This window comes from Gandjariella thermophila (assembly GCF_005405885.1).
In the GTDB taxonomy this organism is placed as follows: Bacteria; Actinomycetota; Actinomycetes; order Mycobacteriales; family Pseudonocardiaceae; genus Gandjariella; species Gandjariella thermophila.
Window position 1 is genome coordinate 93,151 of sequence record NZ_BJFL01000018.1, and the last position, 18,873, is coordinate 112,023.

The window sequence follows — 18,873 nt, forward strand, 5'->3', positions numbered from 1 at the left end:
CCCTGCGGGACACACCGCCCGCTCATCACCCGGTAGGCGCAACACCCATCCGCCAGGCCAGGCCACGCAGCTCCCGGCCGCCGGCGTCCCGGCGGGCCGTGGTGAGCAGGTTGGCCACCGTCTCCCGGACGAACACGTTGTGCCGCACCCGTTGCGGCGCGATGGACTCCGCCTTCACCAGCGCGCGGATGCCCTCCTCCCGGGTGGCCCGCTCGGCGACCAGCGCGCGCCCGAGATCCGAGTAGAACATCGCCTGCCGCGCCGCCGCCGGGATCGCCTCCGGCCGCACCCCGCGGGCCAGCTCCGCCACCTTCGGTCCCTCGCCCAGTTCGGTGGCCAGGCTGACCCGCCACACGCCCACGTTGTCCGGACCGAAGTAGAGGTAGCCGAAGTTCTCCCGGTGCTCGGGCAGCCGCGCGGCGACGTCCTCCGCCTCGGCCAGGTGGGCCCGGGTCTCCTCGGCCCGCCCCTGCGCCGCGCACGCCAGCGCGGCGTTGAGCTGCAACATGCCGTAGACCTGGGCGGCGTTGGATTCGGCCAGGTGCGGCCGCAGCTCGTCCGCGGCCCGCACGCTGAGCTGGTACGCCAGCCGCCGGGTGAGGTGCCCGCAGACGTGTCCCCGCATCCATGCCGTCACGCCGAGCCAGGCCGGGTCGCCCAGCTCCTCGGCCACCGTCTGGGCCAGCCGCACCGCGAGCAGTGGCAGCCCGCGCACGCCCTGGTTCCTGGTGAGCACCGCGGCCGCGTGGTAGGCGTGCAGCAGGCCGACCAGCGCCTCCCGCCGCCGCCTCGGGTCGCGCACGTAGGTGGCGTGCAGCTCGGCCAGCAGGCCGGGCACGATCGTGCCCTGCTCGGCGTAGTCGGCGCGGGCCCGCACCACCTCGTTGAGGTGCCGAAGCGCGGCGACCAGCTCCGGCCACGGCCGCGGCGTCACCTCCGGGTCGGTGCCCAGCTCGTACTCCGCCAGCGCGGTCTCCACGCCCGCGACCGCGGCGTGCGCGTCACTGGACGGCGGGTCGGACGGCGGGTACGGCTGGCCGGTCAGCTCGGTCGGCGACACCCGCAGTGAGCGGGCCAGGGCGTCCAGCACGGACCGCTTGGTCACCGGCTTCTCGCCGCGCTCGATCTTGGCCAGGTAGCCCCAGGACAGCCCGGACAGCTCGGCTACGGCGCGGATGCTGAGCTGCCGCCAGGAGCGGATCTCGCGTAGCCGCCGGCCGATCTCGTGCCCGTCGTCCATGCCGCCACCTCCCCGATCGGCTCACCGATCGGCCAAATGGTGCCTGCCGCGGCGGGCACGGGAGGTAACAGCGCGGCGACAATTCGTCGTCAGCAGGTTACCGAACAGTCTCCCCCGCCGGCCGCCGTTCGGCGCATCGGACGCGGGGACCGGCGCGTGGCCGGGCCGGGGCGGATGCGGATAACGTCGTCCGGTCCGCCGGGCGAGGAGGCTGCTGATGCGCGTGTTGATGCTGTCCTGGGAATACCCGCCGGTGGTGGTTGGCGGGCTGGGCCGGCACGTGCACGCGCTGGCCGCGCGGCTCGCCGAGCAGGGGCACGACGTGGTGGTGCTGTGCCGGCAGCCGTTCGGCACCGACGCGGTGACCCACCCGACCGAGGACACCGTGGTGGCCGGGGTGCGCGTGCTGCGGGTGGCCGAGGACCCGCCGCACCTGACCTTCGAGCGGGACCTGGTGGCGTGGACGCTGGCCATGGGGCACGCCATGGTGCGGGCCGGGTACGCGCTGCTGGCCTCGGGCTGGCGGCCGGACGTGGTGCACGCGCACGACTGGCTGGTGACCCATCCGGCCGTGGCGCTGGCCGAGGCCGGCGGGGTGCCCCTGGTGGCGACGGTGCATGCCACCGAGGCCGGCCGGCACCGCGGCTGGCTGTCCCAGCCGCTCAACCAGCAGGTGCACTCGGTGGAATGGTGGCTGGCCAACCGGGCCGACGCACTGATCACCTGCTCGGCGGCGATGCGCGCGGAGGTGGCGCACCTGTTCGAGGTGGATCCCGCGGCGATCACCGTGCTGCCCAACGGGATCGATCCGCGCCGGTGGCGGGTGCGGCGCGCCGAGGTGGCCGCGGCCCGCCGACGCGCTCTTTCCCGCGGAGGCGGCAAACAGCACGGCCGGCGGCACGGCGGCGACGGCGGCGACGGCGGCGACGGCGGCGACGGCGGCGACGGCGGCCCGCTGCTGGTCTGCTTCGGCCGGCTGGAGTGGGAGAAGGGGGTGCACGACCTGATCGCCGCGCTGCCCCGGATCCGCCGCCACCATCCCGGCACCCGGCTGGTCGTCGCCGGCCAGGGCACGTATGCGGGTGCGCTGGCCGAGGACGCCCGCCGGCTGCGGGTGCGCCGCGCGGTGGACTTCGCCGGCTACCTGCCGGACCGCGATCTGGCCGCGCTGCTCGCCGCCGCGGACGCCGTGGTGCTGCCGAGCAGGTACGAGCCGTTCGGCATGGTGGCGCTGGAGGCCGCGGCGGCAGGCGTCCCGCTGGTGGCGTCCACCGCGGGCGGGCTGGGCGAGGTGGTGGTGGACGGCGACACCGGGCTGTCCTTCGCCCCGGCCGACGTGGCCGGTATCGCGGACGCGGTACGCGCCGTGCTGGACGATCCGCCGGCCGCACGCCGCCGGGCCCGCGCCGCCCGGGCACGGCTGGCCACCGACTTCGACTGGTCCCGGATCGCCGCGGCCACCGCCGAGGTCTACGCGGCGGCCACGGTCCGGCCGGCCACCCCGCTCGGCCGCCCGAAGATCGCCACCGGGAACGCCTTCGACGGCTGATCCGCTGGCCCGCGCGGGCCGGCGTGGGCGAGGATCAGGGGGTGACGTCCCCGGCAACACCGTTGATCATCGACACCGACCCCGGCGTGGACGACGCGTTCGCCATCGCGCTGGCCGCGACCAGCCCGGCGATCGACCTGCTCGCGGTGAGCGCGGTCTACGGCAACGTGACGCTCGCCGGCACCACGGCCAACGCGCTGCGGGTCCTCGCCGCGACCGGCCGGGCGGACGTGCCCGTGCTGGTCGGGGCGGAGCGCCCACTGGTGCACCCGCAGCCGCACCGCGCGAGCCACGTGCACGGCGCCGACGGACTGTCCGGCCGGGCCGGCACGCTGCCCGAACCGGGTCGCGCCGCGGAACCCGGCGACGGCGTGGCCCGGCTGGCCGCGCTGCTGCACGCCACCGAGCGGCCGGTCACCCTGGCCGCGATCGGTCCGCTCACCAACGTCGCGCTGCTGCTGGCCGCGCACCCCTCGGTGCGGCCGAAGATCGACCGGCTGGTGGTCATGGGTGGCGGGCTGGACGGCGGCAACGTCACCGCGGCCGCCGAGTTCAACGTGTGGAGCGACCCGGAGGCGGCGCACCGGGTGCTGGCCGAGGAGGACGTGCCGACCGTGCTGGTACCGCTGGATCTGACGCACCGCTGCGCGGTCGACGCCGGCTGGCTGGACCGGCTGGCCGAGTCCGGGCCGCTGGGCGCGGCGCTGGTCGGGCTCACCCCGAGCTACCGGGAGAACTACCGCCGCATGCTGGGCATCGACGGCATGGTGCTGCACGACGCGGTGGCGCTGGCCGAGGCGGTCCGGCCGGGCATCCTGCGCACCGAGCCGATGCCGCTTTCTGTCGAGTGCTCCTTCGGACCGGGCCGCGGCGCGGTGCTGCCCGACCGCCGCCCGGCACGGGTCCGGGAGGCGGCCGGCCGCACCGGCCGCCCGGTGGACGTGGCCGTCGACGTGGACCTCGCGGTGCTACGCGAGTTCCTGCTCGACCGGCTCGCCACCGCCCGCCCCTCCGGCGCGGTGTCACCGGCCGGCAACCGTTGACGCCGACCGGGCCGGGGCGACTTTCCGGAGTCCGCGCCGACCGTCGCGGAAATGTCCGCGGATAGCGGCGGATTGCGCGATCTGGTCGCCTCCGCCTCGCACTGGGGTCAGCGGGACCCACGGCAGACACCAGGACCCCGGTCGCGATGACTGGGGTTCCGTCGTGTTTTGGCCGTCAGCGCCCCAGGACGGGGGCAAGCTGCTTGAGTATGTAGGCACCCGCACCAACGCGACTCGGCGTCGTTGGGGTCGGTGACTTCCACTGAAGATCGAGTAGTGGAAGCTGCGGGTGCGGCTGAGTTCCCCGTTGGTGCCGGATGACCGCTGGATGGCCGACGCCGCACGCGCGGCGGGCCTGCCGGTAGCCATGCCCGGCATGGAATGAGCATCTCCGCCTGACGTGGGGTCGGCTGCTAGGTGCGCTCGGCGGTGCAGAGGAACGCGACGGGGTCGCGGCCGATGCGGGTGAGTACGGCGGTGGCCTCGGCGTCGCCGGCGGGGCGGAGCCGGCGGCGCAGCGCGTCCGGGTCCACGTCCAGGCCGCGGACCAGGATCTCCAGCCGGCCGACGCCGCGCCGGCGCAGGGCCTGGCGCAGCGCCTTCTCGGTGTACCGGCCGTGCTCCAGCACGCGGAACGCGCGGATGCCCGGCGGCGGGGTATCGCCGGTGAGGTAGGCGATCCGCGGGTCGAGTTGGCCGAGGCCGTGCCGGGCCGCGTACTGCTGGACCAGCCCGGCGCGCACCACCGCGCCGTCCGGGTCGACCAGCCAGGCACCCGGCTCGCGCACCGGGCAGCCGTCCGGGTCGGCGTCCGTCACCGTCCACATCGGATGGCCGCGGCGCAGAACGGTGGCCCGGCGCCGCACGCCGGGGGTGGCCAGCGACCCGGTCCACAGGCATGCCTCGCGCACCTGGCCGGACAGCGACACGAGTTCGATCTCGCCGGCCCACGGCACGGTCTCGAAGTCCAGTCCCGGCGCGCATTTCACCGCCAGGTCGCGGCCGTGCCAGGCGGCGGCCAACTCGTCCAGCGGCGGCACCAGGTCGGCGGGCCGGAACCGGCGGCGCCCGGCACCGTCCCGCCGGGCCGGGTCGGCGAGCACCACGGCGTTCCGCGACACCGGGCGCAGCGCGTCCGCCCGCACCAGCAGCGGCTCGACGCCAGCGGCGGCGCAGTTGTGCGCGGCCATGGCCAGCCGCACCGCGTCGACGTCGGAACCCACGCAGCGGTCGGCGACCCGGGCGGCGACCGCCAGGTCGGCGCCGACCGAGCAGGTCACGTCGTGCACGTCCCGGCCGGCCAGCCGGCGGGCGCGGTGCTCGGCGACCGGGGTGGCGGTGGCCTGCTGCACCGCGTCCTGGGTGAACAGCCACTCCCCCGCATCGTCGAGTTTGGACTCGGCGCGGCGGCGCAGCAGCGCGGTCTCCAGCACGGCGGCGGCGAACCGCTCACCCACCGACCGGCGCAGCGCCGCCACGTCGGAGCGCCGGGACGCCGGGGTCAGCGGCAGTTCCGCCGCCTGGGCCAGCGCGGCGCGGCCGGCCGGCGAGCGCAGGAACGCCACGTCGTCCAGGGAGAACCGGTAGGCCACGCCGGGTCAGCGGGCCAGCCCCGCGGCACCGGCCGGGCCGCCGGCCACCGCGTCACCGGCCAACGAACTTCGCCTTGCCCGGCCCGCTCTCGATGAACGAGCGCATGCCGATGGTCTGGTCCTCGGTGGCGAACAGCGCGGCGAACAGGTGGCTCTCCAGCTTCAGCCCGCTGCCCAGGTCGCCGTCCAGCCCGCCGTCGATGGCCGCCTTAGCCGCGGCGAGCGCCCTGGCCGGGCCGTTCGCGAACTGCTCCGCCCAGCGCCGCGCGGTGTCGTAGACGTCGTCCGGTTCCACGACCTCGTCCACCATGCCGAGGGACAGCGCCTCGGCCGCGGCCACGAACCGTCCGGTGTAGACGATGTCCTTGGCCTTGCTCGGGCCGACCAGGCGGGCCAGCCGCTGGGTGCCGCCCGCGCCCGGGATGATGCCCAGCAGGATCTCCGGCTGGCCGACCTGGGCGTCCGACGCGGCGATCCGCCGGTCGCAGCACAGCGCCAACTCGAAACCGCCACCCAGGGCGTAGCCGTTGATCGCCGCGACGGTGGGCTTGGGGATCTCGGCCACCGCGCTGAACGCCGAGGACAGCGCGTGCGCGCGGGTGGCCATGTCGGCGTAGGAGGCCTCGGCCATCTCCTTGATGTCCGCGCCGGCGGCGAACACCCTGGGCCCGCCGTAGACGACCACGGCCCGGATGTCCTCGCGGCCGCTGACCTCGGTGGCCACCGCCCGGATCTCCTCCTGGACCTGCTTGTTCAGCGCGTTCATCTTCGGCCGGTCCAGCCGGATGGTGCCGACGGCGCCGTCCACCTCGAGCCTGACGAACTCTCCCACGCCCGCGTCCTCCTCGACGTCACCGAGAACCGTGTCGACGGCAGGCTACCTGGGGGTGGCGCACGTCAGTGCTGGTTCCTGCCCTGGCGCGTTCCCGTGCTCGTCATCACAGCTCAGTTCAGTCCCGGAACAGGCCTGTCAGGTGCGGCGGCGGGCGAAGAACCGGTCGCCGGCGCGCTGCAGCTCCAGGTCCTGGCCGAACGTGGCGGACAGGTTCTCCGCGGTGAGCACGTCGTCCAGCAGGCCTTGGGCGACCACGCCGCCGTCGCGGAGCAGCAGCGCGTGGGTGAACCCCGGCGGGATCTCCTCGACATGGTGGGTGACGAGGATCGTGGTCGGCGCGTCCGGGTCGAGGGCCAGCTCGGACAGCCGAGCCACCAGGTCCTCCCGGCCGCCCAGGTCCAGCCCGGCGGCGGGCTCGTCCAGCAGCAGCATCTCCGGGTCGGTCATCAGCGCCCGGGCGATCAGTACCCGCTTCCGCTCGCCCTCGGACAGGGTGCCGAACATGCGGTCCGCGAGGTGGCCGACCCCCATCGACTTGAGCAGGTCCGCCGCGCGGCCGGTGTCCAGCTGGTCGTAGTTCTCCCGCCACCGGCCGAGCACCGCGTACCCGGCGCTGACCACCACGTCGGAGACCTTCTCCTGGGACGGCACCCGGTTGGCCAGCGCGGCGGAGCAGAGGCCGATCCGGGGCCGCAGTTCGAAAACGTCCACCCGGCCGAGCCGGTCGCCGAGCAGGTGGACGGTGCCGGACGTGGGGTGCAGTTCGGCGCCGGCGATCTGCAGCAGGGTGGTCTTGCCGGCGCCGTTGGGGCCGAGGATCACCCACCGCTCGTCCAGCTCGACGCTCCAGTCCACCGACTTCAGCAGCAGGTTGGTCCCCCGGCGGACGTTAATGTCCGCCAGGTGCACCACGAGGTCGGTCACGTCGACCTCGTGCCGCCCGTCCGAGCCCTGCCGCACCGTGCCCTGGGTCGCGCCGTGGTCCGTCACGGCGCCCATTGTTGACGACGCGCACCACCCGTCCGTGCACTGGGTCGGACAGTTGGGCAGGATCGGCGGGATGTCGCGACCCACCGAGACACCGCCACACGTGCTCGCCGGACGCCCGTTCCCGCTCGGGGCGCACCCCGAGGCGGGCGGCGTCCGCTTCGCCGTGGCCTCGTCCATCGCCGAGGCCGTGGAGGTGTGCCTGGTCGACGACGACGGCGGCGAGCGGCGGGTCGAGCTGACCGAGCGCACCTTCGGGGTGTGGCACGGCGTGCTGGCCGGCGTCACCCCCGGCCAGCGCTACGGCTACCGGGTGTACGGCCCGTACCGGCCGGCGGCCGGGCAGCGGTGCAACCCGGCGAAGCTGCTGGTCGACCCGTACGCGCGGCGGATCACCGGGGAGCAGGTGGACCTGGCCGCCGCGCTCGGTTACCTGGACGACCCGATGACCGGGCCGCCGTCGCCGGCCGACTCGCTGGGCGGCGTGCCGCTGTCCGTGGTCACCTCGCCGGGTGGCCCGGACACCGGTGTCACGCCGGAGGTGCCGTTCGAGGAGACGGTGATCTACGAGCTGCACGTGCGCGGGTTCACCAGGTGCCACCCGGAGGTGCCGGAGCACCAGCGCGGCACGTACCTCGGCCTGGCCCACCCGGCGGTGCTGGACCACCTGCTCCGGCTCGGGGTGACCGCGGTGGAGCTGCTTCCCGTGCACGCGTTCGTCGACGAGCCGCCGCTGCTGCGCACCGGCCGGCGCAACTACTGGGGCTACTCGCCGCTGGGTTTCCTCGCGCCGCATCCCGGCTACGCCAGCGAACCCGGCCGGGAGGTGGAGGAGTTCCGCACGATGGTGGCCGCGCTGCACGCGGTGGGCATCGAGGTGATCGTGGACGTGGTGTTCAACCACACCGGGGAGGGCGATCTCACCGGCCCGACGCTGAGCTTCCGCGGCCTGGACGCCCCCGCCTACTACCTGCACGCACCGGACGGCACCCCGCTGGACCTCACCGGCTGCGGCAACACCCTGGACGCCGGCTCACCGGCAGTGGTCCGGCTGGTCACCGACTCGCTGCGGTACTGGGCCGAGGAACTCGGCGTGGACGGGTTCCGCTTCGACCTGGCCAGCGTGCTGGGCCGGCCCGGCGGCGGCCCGTTCCACCCGGACGCCCCGCTGCTCACCGCCATCGCCACGGACCCGGTGCTGTGCCGGCGCAAGCTGATCGCCGAGCCGTGGGACGCCACCCCGGACGGCTATCGGGTAGGCGGGTTCGGCGCGCAGTGGGCGGAGTGGAACGGCCGGTACCGGGACACCGTGCGGGACTTCTGGCGCGGCGTGGTGGACGTCCGCGACCTGGCCTACCGGCTGTCCGGGTCCTCGGACCTGTATGCGCCGGGCGGCCGCCGGCCGTGGCAGTCGATCAACTTCGTCACCGCGCACGACGGGTTCACCCTGCGCGACCTGGTGTCCTATCGCCGCAAGCACAACGAGGCCAACGGCGAGGACAACCGGGACGGCACGGACGACAACCGGTCATGGAACTGCGGCGTGGAGGGCGAGACCGACGATTCGGAGGTGCGCGCACTGCGACTGAAGCAGGCCCGCAACCTGCTGGCCACCCTGCTGCTGTCCACCGGCACCCCGATGCTGCTCGCCGGGGACGAGCTGTGGCGCACCCAGGGCGGCAACAACAACGCGTACTGCCAGGACAACGCGACCTCCTGGGTGGCGTGGACCGGCGACGGCGAGGCCAAGGACATGGTGGCGTTCACCCGCAACGTGATCGCGGTCCGCGCCGGCTGCCCCGCGCTGCGGCAGCCCGAGTTCTTCGAGGGCCGCACCACCCCGAGCGGCACACCAGACCTGATGTGGCTGCGCGAGGACGGCGCGGAGATGACCGAGGCGGACTGGTTCGACGCGGACCGCCGCACCCTGGTGATGTGGATCGACGGCTCGGACTGCCGGTCCCGCAACCGGGAGGGTGAACTGGTCGCCGACCACTCCTGGCTGGTCGTGCTGCACGCCGCGGCCGAGCCCACCGAACTGGTGCTGCCCGGGCCGGAGTACGGCGGGCTCTACGAGCCGGTGCTGGACACCGGCAGCGCGGACGGCGTCCCGGCGTCCACCGAACCGCTCGCCCCCGGCACCGCGCTACCGCTTCCCGCCCGCACCCTGCTGCTGTTCCGCGCCCGCTTCTCGCATCCCCCCATCGCGACGCGTGTTCGGTGTGCGGCTGCCGGGCTTCCACGCCACCGGCTGACCGTTCAGTAGACGGCGATGTGGGCGTCGTGCCCGGCGGATCGGCCGAGTCGGGCGTCGCGGGTGACGAGGGTGCATCCGAGTGTTTCGGCGAGCGCGACGTAGGCCGCGTCGTAGGCGGAGATGTTGTTGCGGAGCTGGAAGGCTCGACGCCGCAGGCCGTCCTCGAAGGCCCACCGGTGGAGTGGTAGGTCGTCGTAGTCCGTGAGCAGGTCGTGGGCTCGGGCTGGGCTGAGGTGTCCGGCCACGGTGAGGCCGCGCAGGGCCGACACGACTTCGAAATCGAGCAGCGCGGGTGCGTGCAACTCCTCGGTCGCGAGCACCTTGCGGAGGTCGCCGGTGCCGTCCACGCCACTGAGCGCGTCGACGATCGCGGCACTGTCCACGACGATCAAGGCCGGGACCCGCCTCGCAACTGCCTGTCGCGTTCCGCTCGCGCGTCAGCCACGCTGTCAAGCGCGGAGACGTCGGCACGCTCGGCGCGGCGGGCGGCCCGGTCGAGAACCTCGGCCGCTGTTGGCCGGGCGGCCTCGCGGTTGACCAGGTCCAGGAGATAGCTGTTGAGCGACTTGCCACATGCGGCGGCGCGCGCCTTCAGGGCACGCCGGGTCTCCTCGGGCACCCCCCTGATCTGCAACAACGAATTCATGCTGCCATATTAGCTCACTGTCAATACATTTTGTATACATACGCCCGCTCCCGGCCCGCGTCCTGCTGCTGTTCCGCGCCCGCTTCTGAAGCAGCGCGATCGGTCCGCTTTCCGGGGCGGGACTGTCGGTGCGCGCGGCTAGCCTCCGCGGCATGGTGTCGTTGTCCGAAGACGAGTCGCGGCAGGCCGGCACGTTCCGGGTCCGCATCCCCGTCCGCGTCTACGAATTGGACGTTCAGGGGCATGTCAACGGGGCGATCTACCTGCAGTACAGCGAGCATTCCCGCTGGGAGTGCCTGCGCGCGGCCGGGGTCGGCCAGCGGGCCTTGCACGCGCGCGGCGTCTCGCCGGTCCGGCTGGAGGAGACCCTCCGCTACCACCGGGAACTGCGCGCCGGCGACGAGGTGACGGTGAGCTGCGGGTTCGTCTGGGATGAGGGCAGGACGTTCCAGGTCCGGCACGAGTTCCGGCTGGACGATGGCACGCTGGTGGCCGAGGTGACCGGTGTCGGCGGCATGCTCGACCTGCGCACCCGCCGCCTGGTCGCCGATCCCGGCAAGCACTTCCGCGCCCTGGCCACGGCCCCGGAACTCCTCGGCCTCTGATCCCGCACCGGTGCGACGTTTGATGCCGCACCGGTGCGACGTTCCGCCCCGCGGCGCCCCGAACGCCCGGTGCCGCAACGCGGCGGGCCGACCACCGCGCGTCGCCACCGGTGGGGCGGCCGGAACCGGACGCACTTCGTCCACATGATGGGAGCCGTTGTCCGGGCGGTGGCGCGGCTGGCAGGATGCCTTCCGTGTCCCGCCCGCTGCTGACCTGGCGCGATCGCACCGTCGACCTGCTGCTGGTCGCCTCCTGCCGGTGTAGCCGGACGCGGCGCGAGCGATGATCCTGCCCGCCTGCCGCACCGCGCCCGCGGATGCGCGGCGGGTTCAGGACGTTCTCGGCTGACGAAGAGCCCCGTCCGGATCACGGCCGGCTGGTCGTGCGGGAGGCGACGTGCGCCCGGCACGGTCGCCGCGGACCACCGCACCGGTCGTCACCCCGGGAACGTCGGCATGCCCGCGCCGCGTCGGTTCCTCCGCTGTGCCTTTCCGACCGAGACGACCAGGAGCGGACCCATGACGGCCTCCACCACCCCGGTGGACATCCATCCCGAGTTCGACCTTCCCCGGCTGCGTGACCTGATCGCCCCTGAACGTCCACTGTGGACAGCGAGCGAGCTGCGTGACCTGACCACCACGGTGGCCACCGACCTGGCCGCCCCGCTGCTCGGTGTGCTCCGCTTCGAGCCGAGGCAGCGCTGGTGGACCCGGCTCGCGCTGACCGGCGGGGTGGAGCTGTGGCTGCTGTCCTGGCTGCCCGGCCAGGGCACCGAGCCGCACGACCACGGCGGCGCGTCCGGGGCGTTCACCGTGCTGCTCGGCGAGCTGACCGAGGACTACCGCTACCCCGGCGGCCCGATCCGCGGCCACCGGCTCGGTGCCGGCAGCCGGCTCGGCTTCGGCCCGTACCGCGCGCACCAGGTACGCAATCTGGGCACGGAGCGGGCGGCCAGCGTGCACGCCTACTCGCCGCCGCTGCTGCCGGTGCGCGAGTACGCCTCGCTCGCCGACGTCCCGGCCGACTCCGCCGGCACCGCGGCGTCGTCCACGGCCGTGGTGGCCGCCGGGGACTGATCACATGACCGTCGACGAACTGCTCGCCGAGGCCCGCGCCGGGCTCGACCGGGTGGACCCGCACCGGGCCGACGCGCTGCGCCGGTCCGGTGCGCTGCTGGTGGACATCCGCCCGCATGCCTTCCGCCTCGCCGAGGGCGAGATTCCGGGCGCCGTGATCATCGAGCGGAACGTGCTGGAGTGGCGGCTCGACCCGGCCGGCGAGCACCGGATCGCCGGATTCACCGAGGACACTCCGGTGGTGGTGCTGTGCAACGAGGGCTACGCGTCCAGCTTCGCCGCCCGCGACCTGCGCCGGCTCGGCCTGCGCCGGGCCACCGACCTCGTCGGCGGGTTCCGGGCCTGGCATGCGGCCGGCCTACCCACCGTCCCCGGCGGACGCCCGGCGATCCCCTGACCGCCAAGGTCACGAGTACCTGATCGAGTCCTGCCGCACCGGTCAGATCTTCACGACCGTCACCCGGCCACCACAGAGCGTCGCGAGGTCGTCCGGATCCGAGGTGAGGATGGTGACCGGCGCCGCGGCCGCGAGTGCGGTGGCGGCGAGCATGGCGTCGATGGCGTGCTTGTGCCCGTGCCGGCCTGCCTCGCTCAGCAGTGCCGCAGCAGCACGGGCAATGGCCTCACTCACCGGCTCGACGACGATACGGGAGAGCGTCCACTCCAGGGCCGGACGATTGATTTTCGGGTGCACCACTTCAACCAGCGTTGCCGCGCTCGTCAACACACGGAGATCGTCGGCGCGCGCCAGCGCGAACCACCTGGTGATGCCGCGGTCGCGGGACACAGCCTTGGCAAGACCTTCGCTGTCCAGGACAACGGTGCCGGCAGGCACGGCGCGAGAGGGGCTCACGCGGTGTTCGGCCCGCTCGGCTGCTGTTGCTCGCGAGCACGCGACAGTGCGTCGCGCGTCTGCTGGATCTCCTCGTCAGTGACGGGTCCGTGCTCGGCTTCGGCCACCGCGATCAACTCACTGAGGTTGTCGCGTTCGAGCTGGCGAGCAACGGCGGCCGCCACGTAGGAGGAGAGGCCGGAACGGCCGCTGCGGGCCCGGGCGGCCTCCGCGACGTCTCGTGGCAAGGTGATGGACACCTTCTCGGTAGTCTCGCCCATACTCCGAATCCTACCAATGGTGGCATACAACCCGGCGAACGGCGATTTTCCGGCTACCCGGCCAGGACGACCTTGCCGAGTTCGGCGGGGGTGGCGAGCAGGCCGTGCTGGGGCAGCACCCGCACGGTGTAGCCGAGGGAGCCGGCGTGCGGCAGCGGCAGCTCGACGGCGTACCCGCCGTGGCCGTCCTCCGCCATGGACGTGGTGACCACGTCGTGCAGCTCGCCGGACTCGGCCACCTTGCCCACCACCGCCTGGACATCCACATCGGACGGATCCAGCCCGGCCAGGTCCACCTGGGCGCGCACCGTGACCGGGGCGCCGAGCAGCGGCGGGCTGGCACCGCCCGCGGACAGGTCGCTGTCCACCACCCGGACCCTCGGCCACGCGGCGCGGACCCGGGCACGGAACTCGGCAAGCTGCTTGGCGCCCTGGTAGCCGTCCGCGCGGACCGCCTCGGCGGACGCGGCCGCCGGGGCGTAGTAGGAGTCCACGTACTCGCGGACCATCCGGCCGGCCTGGACGCCGGGGCCGAGGGTGGCCAGGGTGTGCCGCACCATGGCCATCCAGCGGGCCGGCACGCCGTCCTCGCCGCGGTCGTAGAACAGCGGGGCGACCTGGGTGGCGATCAGGTCGTACAGCGCGGCGGCCTCCAGATCGTCCCGGCGGTTGGCGTCGGACACCCCGTCCGCGGTGGGGATCGCCCACCCGTTGCCGCCGTCGAAGAACTCGTCCCACCAGCCATCCCGGATGGACAGGTTGAGCCCGCCGTTGAGCGCGGCCTTCATCCCGGACGTGCCGCACGCCTCCAGCGGCCGCAGCGGGTTGTTCAGCCACACGTCGCAGCCCCAGTACAGGTAGCGGGCGAGCTGCATGTCGTAGTCGGGCAGGAAAGCGATCCGGGCCCGCACCTCCGGGTCGTCGGCGAACCGCACGATCTGCTGGATCAGCGCCTTGCCGCCGTCGTCGGCGGGGTGCGACTTGCCGGCCACCACGACTTGGATCGGCCGCTTCGGGTCGAGCAGCAGGGCGCGCAGCCGGTCCGGGTTGCGCAGCATCAGGGTGAGCCGCTTGTAGGTGGGCACCCGGCGGGCGAAGCCGATGGTGAGCACGTCCGGGTCGAACACCGAGTCGGTCCAGCCCAGCTCCAGGTCGGAGGCGCCGCGCTGGCGCCACGCCGCGCGCACCCGCCGGCGCACCTCCTCCACCAGCCGGGCGCGCAACCCGCAGCGCAGCTCCCACAGCAGCGCGTCGCTGACCGGTTCCATGCCGCGCAGCCCGACCGGACCGTCCACATCGGGCTCGCCGATCAGCTTGCTGATCTCCCGGGCGGCCCAAGTGGGCCCGTGCACGCCGTTGGTGACCGAGCCGATCGGCACCTCGTCGGTGTCGAAACCCGGCCACAGCCCGCGGAACATCTCCCGGCTGACCCGGCCGTGCAGCTTGGACACCCCGTTGGCGCGCTGGGCCAGCCGCAGACCCATGTTGGCCATGTTGAACAGCCCGGGGTTGTCCTCGGCACCGAGCGCGAGCACCCGCTGCACCGGGATGCCGGGCAGCAACTCGCCGTGGCCGAAGTAGTGCTGCACCAGGTCCACCGGGAACCGGTCGATGCCGGCCGGCACCGGGGTGTGCGTGGTGAACACGGTGCCGGCGCGGACCGCGGCCAGCGCCTCGTCGAAGTCCAGCCCGTCGGTGGTGACCAGCTCGCGGATGCGTTCCAGGCCGAGGAAACCGGCGTGGCCCTCGTTGGTGTGGAAGACCTCCGGCTGCGGATGGCCGGTCAGCTCGCAGTACGTGCGCACCGCACGGACCCCGCCGACGCCGGCCAGGATCTCCTGGCGGATCCGGTGGTCCTGGTCGCCGCCGTAGAGCCGGTCCGTGACGCCGCGCAGGTCCTCGTCGTTCTCCGGCACGTCCGAGTCGAGCAGCAGCAGCGGGATCCGGCCGACCTGCGCCTTCCAGATCCGCGCCCGCAGCACCCGCCCGGCCGGCATGGCAACGTGCACCAGGATCGGCGCGCCGGAGGGCTCGGTGAGCAGTTCCAGCGGCAGCCCGCTCGGGTCGATCACCGGGTAGTGCTCGACCTGCCAGCCGTCCGCGGACAGCGACTGCCGGAAGTAGCCGGACCGGTACAGCAGGCCCACCCCGACCAGCGGCACGCCCAGGTCGGACGCGGCCTTGAGGTGGTCGCCGGCCAGCACGCCGAGCCCGCCGGAGTAGTTGGGCAGCGCCTCGGTGACGCCGAACTCCATGGAGAAGTACGCGATCGACGCCGGCAGCCGGCTGCCCGCCGAAGGGCGGTGCGCCAGCTCGTCCTGCCGTCGCTGGTACCAGCGCGGCGCGGTGAGGTAGCGGCGCAGGTCGTCGGCCACCGCCCTGGTGCGGGACAGGAAGTTCTCGTCCCGGGCCAGCTTCTCCAGCCGCTCCGCGGACACCTCGGCGAGCAGCCGCAGCGGGTCGCCGCCGACCCGCTCCCACACGTCCGGGTCCACCGACGCGAACAGGTCCTGCGTCGGCGGGTGCCAGGTCCAGCGCAGGTTGGTGGCCAGCATGCCGAGCGGGGTCAGCGGCTCGGGCAGGCTCGCACGGACGGTGAAGCGGCGGAGAGCTCTCACGCCAGCCGACCCTATCCCGCGTGCCGCGGTCTCCGGCAACGTTCCCGGCGCGGCCGCCCCTGACGGGTGGCCGGACGCCTGGCCCGGCGGGTTTTGGGCCGAAGGACGGATCCGGGTGGGTGCCGGCGCGCCGCGAAAGGCAGACTAGGGAGCGCCGGAACCGGGGGCACGACGATGAGAGGGACGGTGGCCGGTGAGCGGGCGGATCGGCGTCAGTGACCTGTCCCCCCTGGTGGACTGCGGCGAGTACCCGGCGAAGGCCGTGGTCGGCGAGCACGTCCCGGTCGGGGCGACGGTGTGGGCCGAGGGGCACGACGTGGTGGCGGCCACGGTGTGCTGGCAGGGCCCGGGTGACCCGGCCGCCCGGCGGACGCGGATGGTGGCCGGCGGGCCCGACGTGGACCGGTTCGGTGCGACGATCGTGCCGGACGCGCAGGGCATGTGGACGCTGTGGGTCGAGGGCTGGCGGGACCCCTGGTCGACCTGGCGGCACGCGGTCGAGGCGAAGGTGGCGGCCGGTCAGGGCGTCGACGACCTGACCAACGACCTGGAGATCGGTGCCCGGCTGCTGGATCGGGTGGCCGGCCGGACGGACGGGCACGCCGGGCGGGAACTGCTGGGCACCGCGGCGCGGGCGCTGCGGGATGCCGGCCGGCCGCTGCCGGAGCGGATCGCCCCGGCGCTCTCCGATGCGGTGCGGCGGATCGTGTCCGCCGACCCGCCGCGCGACCTGGTCACCCGGAGCCGCACGCTGCGCCTGTGGGTGGACCGGCCGAGGGCGCTGTTCGGCTCGTGGTACGAGCTGTTCCCGCGGTCCACCGGCGGCTGGGACGCCGAGGGCCGGCCGGTGCACGGCACCTTCGCCACCGCGGCCAAGCACCTGGACCGCGTCGCCGCGATGAGTTTCGACGTGATCTACCTGCCGCCCATTCACCCCATCGGCCAGGTGAACCGCAAGGGCCGCAACAACGCGCTCATGGCCGAGCCGGACGACGTGGGCTCGCCGTGGGCGATCGGCTCGGCCGAGGGCGGGCACGACGCGATCCACCCGGACCTGGGCACGCTGGCCGACTTCGACGAGTTCGTCGCCGCGGCGGAGCGGGTGGGCCTGGAGGTGGCGCTGGACTTCGCGCTGCAGTGCGCCCCGGACCACCCGTGGGTCAGCGAGCACCCGGAGTGGTTCACCACCCGCCCGGACGGCACCATCGCGTACGCGGAGAACCCGCCGAAGAAATACCAGGACATCTACCCACTGAACTTCGACAACGACCCGGAGGGCCTGTACGCGGAGATCCTGCGGGTGCTGCGACACTGGATCGACCACGGGGTGCGGATCTTCCGGGTGGACAACCCGCACACCAAGCCGCCGAACTTCTGGCACCGGCTGATCTGGGAGGTCAAGCGGGACCATCCGGACGTGCTGTTCCTGTCCGAGGCGTTCACCCGCCCGGCCCGGCTGTACGGGCTGGCCCGGCTGGGCTTCACGCAGTCCTATACCTACTTCACCTGGCGGACGTCCAAGCAGGAGCTGACCGAGTTCGGCAACGAACTCGTCGCGCACGCCGACGAGGCCCGGCCGAACCTGTTCGTGAACACCCCGGACATCCTGCACTCCTCGCTGCAGCACGGCGGGCCGGCGATGTTCGCGCTGCGCGCCGCGCTGGCCGCCACGCTGTCCCCGTCCTGGGGCGTGTACTCCGGCTACGAACTGTTCGAGCACGTCGCGAGGGAGCCGGGCAGCGAGGAGTACCTGGACTCGGAGAAGTACGAGCTGCGGCCCCGGGACTTCGCCGCGGCCATGGCCGAGGGCCGCTCTCTGGAGCCCTGGCTGCGCCGCCTGAACGAGATCCGCCGCACCCATCCCGCCCTGCAGCAGCTCCGCACGCTCCGCTTCCACCACGTGGACAACGACGCGCTGATCGCCTACTCCAAGACCGACCCGGCCTCCGGGGACGCGGTGATCTCGGTGGTGAACCTCGACCCGTTCGGTGCTCAGGACGGCACCCTGTGGCTGGACCTGCCGGCCATCGGGCTGGACTGGCACCACCGGTTCACCGCGTACGACGAGGTCACCGGGGAAAGCTACGACTGGGGCCAGGCCAACTACGTCCGCCTGGAACCGTGGCACCACGTCGCGCACATCATCCACGTGCGGCGTCACTGACCCCACCGTTGCGGGACTGGACGGAACGCCCGCGTTCATGATCGAACGCTGAGCCGCGACGGCGGGCGAGGCGGGGCCTCCTCGCCGGTGACGGTGGCGAAGGCGTCCCACAGGTCGGCGAGGGTCGGCCGGCGGGCCGGGTCGCGGTCGAGGCAACCGTCGATGGCGGTGGCCAGCGCCCGGGGCAGCCGGCGCAGGCTGCGCACCGGCGGCGCGGGAGCGTGCAGTTGGCGGCACTCGTCGGCGTGCTGGGGTTCGCCGCCGGGCGTCTCGAACGGCTGGACGCCGGTGGCGGACTCGAACAGCACCAGGCCGACGCCCCACACGTCGGCCGGCGGGCCGAGGTGGCCGCCCGTCACCTGCTCCGGGGCCATGAACGTGGGTGTGCCCTGCCCACCGGGGCAGGGTCCGGGGCGGCGGGCGTGGCCGAGGTCGATCAGCCTGGCCCGGCCGGCGTCGGCGATGATGTTGCCGGGCTTGAGGTCCAGGTGCAGGTAGCCGCGGTCGTGCAGGTAGCGCAGCACCGAGCAGAGTTGCCGGCCGAGCTGCGCCAGGTCCGGCGTGGCCAGGCGCTGGCCGCCGCGGTGCAGCAGGTAGCTGAGGGTGGCGCCGGTCAGCGTCTCCAGCACCAGCACCGGTGGTTGGCCGGGGCGGGCGCGGACAAGGTCGTAGGCGCGGACCAGGCCGGGGTGGGTGAGCCGGAGCAGCAGCCCGCCCTCGGCGTGTACCTGGCGGCGCACCCGTGGCCGGTGCGCCCGGTCCGGTCGCGGCGTCTTGACGAAGCAGCGGGTGTAGCGCTCGTCGCTCCACGCGTCGTAGGCGTCCAGGTCGGCGCCGCGGCGCAGGTGGGCGATCACCCGGTAGCCCGGGGCGAGCGGGTGCCCCGGCGGGTACGGTGGCGGCCCTTCCAGCGGCGGCGGCACCTCCGGTGGCGGCCCGTCCGGCGGCGGTCCCGCCGGTGACGGCCGCGCGGCTCCGGTCATGCCGGCTCCGAGCGGGGCGCGACGTGTGCCGGTGCCTGGCGCTGGTGCACCCGGTACATCTGGGCGTAGCGGCCGTCGCGGGCCATCAGCTCCTCGTGCGTGCCGCGCTCCACCGCCCGGCCCTCCTCCAGGTAGAGGATCTGCGCGGCGTCACGCACGGTGAG

At 73.8% G+C, this 18,873-nt stretch carries 17 protein-coding genes; 7 read left to right on the forward strand and 10 right to left on the reverse strand.

The genetic code is table 11. From position 1 onward, the window contains the following. Window positions 1-25 precede the first annotated feature (25 nt). Window positions 26-1,240: a helix-turn-helix domain-containing protein gene (locus FFT21_RS17370; RefSeq protein WP_137814930.1), complete on the reverse strand. Its 1,215-nt coding sequence runs from the start codon at window positions 1,238-1,240 to the stop codon at window positions 26-28. Between the two features lie 217 nt (window positions 1,241-1,457). Here FFT21_RS17370 and FFT21_RS17375 point away from each other — a divergent pair, with 217 nt between their 5' ends. Then, window positions 1,458-2,789: a glycosyltransferase family 4 protein gene (locus FFT21_RS17375; RefSeq protein WP_137814931.1), complete on the forward strand. Its 1,332-nt coding sequence runs from the start codon at window positions 1,458-1,460 to the stop codon at window positions 2,787-2,789. 41 nt (window positions 2,790-2,830) lie between these two features. Further along, entirely contained in the window at window positions 2,831-3,832 is a 1,002-nt protein-coding gene (locus tag FFT21_RS17380; RefSeq protein ID WP_137814932.1) for a nucleoside hydrolase, read from the forward strand. Window positions 3,833-4,245: 413 nt separating this feature from the next. On the opposite strand, the gene FFT21_RS17385 is transcribed toward FFT21_RS17380, so the two are convergent. The 3 genes from FFT21_RS17385 to FFT21_RS17395 all read right to left on the reverse strand — a co-directional run bounded on the left by FFT21_RS17385 (window position 4,246) and on the right by FFT21_RS17395 (window position 7,219). Then, entirely contained in the window at window positions 4,246-5,424 is a 1,179-nt protein-coding gene (locus FFT21_RS17385) for a THUMP-like domain-containing protein (protein WP_137814933.1), read from the reverse strand. Between the two features lie 52 nt (window positions 5,425-5,476). Next, complete coding sequence (locus FFT21_RS17390) at window positions 5,477-6,256, reverse strand: enoyl-CoA hydratase/isomerase family protein (RefSeq protein ID WP_137814934.1); 780 nt, start codon at window positions 6,254-6,256, stop codon at window positions 5,477-5,479. Window positions 6,257-6,394: 138 nt separating this feature from the next. Further along, the gene (locus FFT21_RS17395) at window positions 6,395-7,219 is read right to left on the reverse strand and encodes an ABC transporter ATP-binding protein (protein ID WP_225978501.1); all 825 of its coding nucleotides are present in this window, start codon (window positions 7,217-7,219) and stop codon (window positions 6,395-6,397) included. A gap of 100 nt (window positions 7,220-7,319) precedes the next feature. On the opposite strand from FFT21_RS17395, the gene glgX reads away from it, so the two are divergent. Then, the gene (gene glgX / locus FFT21_RS17400; RefSeq protein WP_137814936.1) at window positions 7,320-9,512 is read left to right on the forward strand and encodes a glycogen debranching protein GlgX; all 2,193 of its coding nucleotides are present in this window, start codon (window positions 7,320-7,322) and stop codon (window positions 9,510-9,512) included. Here the strand turns inward: glgX and FFT21_RS17405 are convergent. Continuing rightward, window positions 9,506-9,886 (reverse strand): type II toxin-antitoxin system VapC family toxin, encoded by a 381-nt coding sequence (locus FFT21_RS17405; protein WP_225978502.1) that lies wholly within the window; start codon window positions 9,884-9,886, stop codon window positions 9,506-9,508. The genes glgX and FFT21_RS17405 overlap by 7 nt on opposite strands. A gap of 5 nt (window positions 9,887-9,891) precedes the next feature. Further along, window positions 9,892-10,140: a FitA-like ribbon-helix-helix domain-containing protein gene (locus FFT21_RS17410; RefSeq protein ID WP_371856816.1), complete on the reverse strand. Its 249-nt coding sequence runs from the start codon at window positions 10,138-10,140 to the stop codon at window positions 9,892-9,894. Between the two features lie 161 nt (window positions 10,141-10,301). Between FFT21_RS17410 and FFT21_RS17415 the strand changes: the two genes are divergently transcribed. The 3 genes from FFT21_RS17415 (at window position 10,302) to FFT21_RS17425 (ending at window position 12,228) form a co-directional block, all read left to right on the forward strand. Continuing rightward, window positions 10,302-10,754, forward strand: a complete 453-nt coding sequence (locus FFT21_RS17415) for an acyl-CoA thioesterase (protein WP_137814939.1) — start codon at window positions 10,302-10,304, stop codon at window positions 10,752-10,754. A 519-nt stretch (window positions 10,755-11,273) separates the two neighbouring features. Next, window positions 11,274-11,831 carry a cysteine dioxygenase gene (locus FFT21_RS17420; protein WP_137814940.1) on the forward strand — a complete coding sequence of 186 codons (558 nt, stop codon included), beginning with the start codon at window positions 11,274-11,276 and terminating at the stop codon, window positions 11,829-11,831. Window positions 11,832-11,835: 4 nt separating this feature from the next. Continuing rightward, window positions 11,836-12,228: a rhodanese-like domain-containing protein gene (locus FFT21_RS17425; RefSeq protein ID WP_137814941.1), complete on the forward strand. Its 393-nt coding sequence runs from the start codon at window positions 11,836-11,838 to the stop codon at window positions 12,226-12,228. A 42-nt stretch (window positions 12,229-12,270) separates the two neighbouring features. Here FFT21_RS17425 and FFT21_RS17430 read toward each other — a convergent pair whose 3' ends face one another. From FFT21_RS17430 to glgP, 3 genes are read right to left on the reverse strand one after another with little or no spacing between them, the layout of a single operon-like run. Further along, window positions 12,271-12,666 (reverse strand): PIN domain-containing protein, encoded by a 396-nt coding sequence (locus FFT21_RS17430; RefSeq protein ID WP_225978498.1) that lies wholly within the window; start codon window positions 12,664-12,666, stop codon window positions 12,271-12,273. A gap of 14 nt (window positions 12,667-12,680) precedes the next feature. After that, window positions 12,681-12,944 carry a CopG family transcriptional regulator gene (locus FFT21_RS17435; protein WP_137814943.1) on the reverse strand — a complete coding sequence of 88 codons (264 nt, stop codon included), beginning with the start codon at window positions 12,942-12,944 and terminating at the stop codon, window positions 12,681-12,683. 53 nt (window positions 12,945-12,997) lie between these two features. Beyond that, on the reverse strand, window positions 12,998-15,562 hold the full coding sequence (glgP, locus tag FFT21_RS17440; RefSeq protein WP_137814944.1) for an alpha-glucan family phosphorylase: 2,565 nt from the start codon (window positions 15,560-15,562) through the stop codon (window positions 12,998-13,000). 193 nt (window positions 15,563-15,755) lie between these two features. Between glgP and FFT21_RS17445 the strand changes: the two genes are divergently transcribed. Next, window positions 15,756-17,726: an alpha-1,4-glucan--maltose-1-phosphate maltosyltransferase gene (locus FFT21_RS17445; RefSeq protein ID WP_137814945.1), complete on the forward strand. Its 1,971-nt coding sequence runs from the start codon at window positions 15,756-15,758 to the stop codon at window positions 17,724-17,726. A gap of 35 nt (window positions 17,727-17,761) precedes the next feature. Here FFT21_RS17445 and FFT21_RS17450 read toward each other — a convergent pair whose 3' ends face one another. Then, complete coding sequence (locus tag FFT21_RS17450) at window positions 17,762-18,709, reverse strand: serine/threonine-protein kinase (RefSeq protein ID WP_137814946.1); 948 nt, start codon at window positions 18,707-18,709, stop codon at window positions 17,762-17,764. Between the last annotated feature and the right edge of the window lie 164 nt (window positions 18,710-18,873).

Excerpts from the sequence above, each read along its gene's own strand:
- FFT21_RS17370 (WP_137814930.1), bottom strand. The coding sequence starts at position 1,240 with ATGGACGACGGGCACGAGATCGGCCGGCGGCTACGCGAGATCCGCTCC.
- FFT21_RS17375 (WP_137814931.1), top strand. The coding sequence starts at position 1,458 with ATGCGCGTGTTGATGCTGTCCTGGGAATACCCGCCGGTGGTGGTTGGC.
- glgX (WP_137814936.1), top strand. The coding sequence starts at position 7,320 with ATGTCGCGACCCACCGAGACACCGCCACACGTGCTCGCCGGACGCCCG.
- FFT21_RS17415 (WP_137814939.1), top strand. The coding sequence starts at position 10,302 with ATGGTGTCGTTGTCCGAAGACGAGTCGCGGCAGGCCGGCACGTTCCGG.
- FFT21_RS17420 (WP_137814940.1), top strand. The coding sequence starts at position 11,274 with ATGACGGCCTCCACCACCCCGGTGGACATCCATCCCGAGTTCGACCTT.
- FFT21_RS17425 (WP_137814941.1), top strand. The coding sequence starts at position 11,836 with ATGACCGTCGACGAACTGCTCGCCGAGGCCCGCGCCGGGCTCGACCGG.
- FFT21_RS17435 (WP_137814943.1), bottom strand. The coding sequence starts at position 12,944 with ATGGGCGAGACTACCGAGAAGGTGTCCATCACCTTGCCACGAGACGTC.
- FFT21_RS17450 (WP_137814946.1), bottom strand. The coding sequence starts at position 18,709 with ATGACCGGAGCCGCGCGGCCGTCACCGGCGGGACCGCCGCCGGACGGG.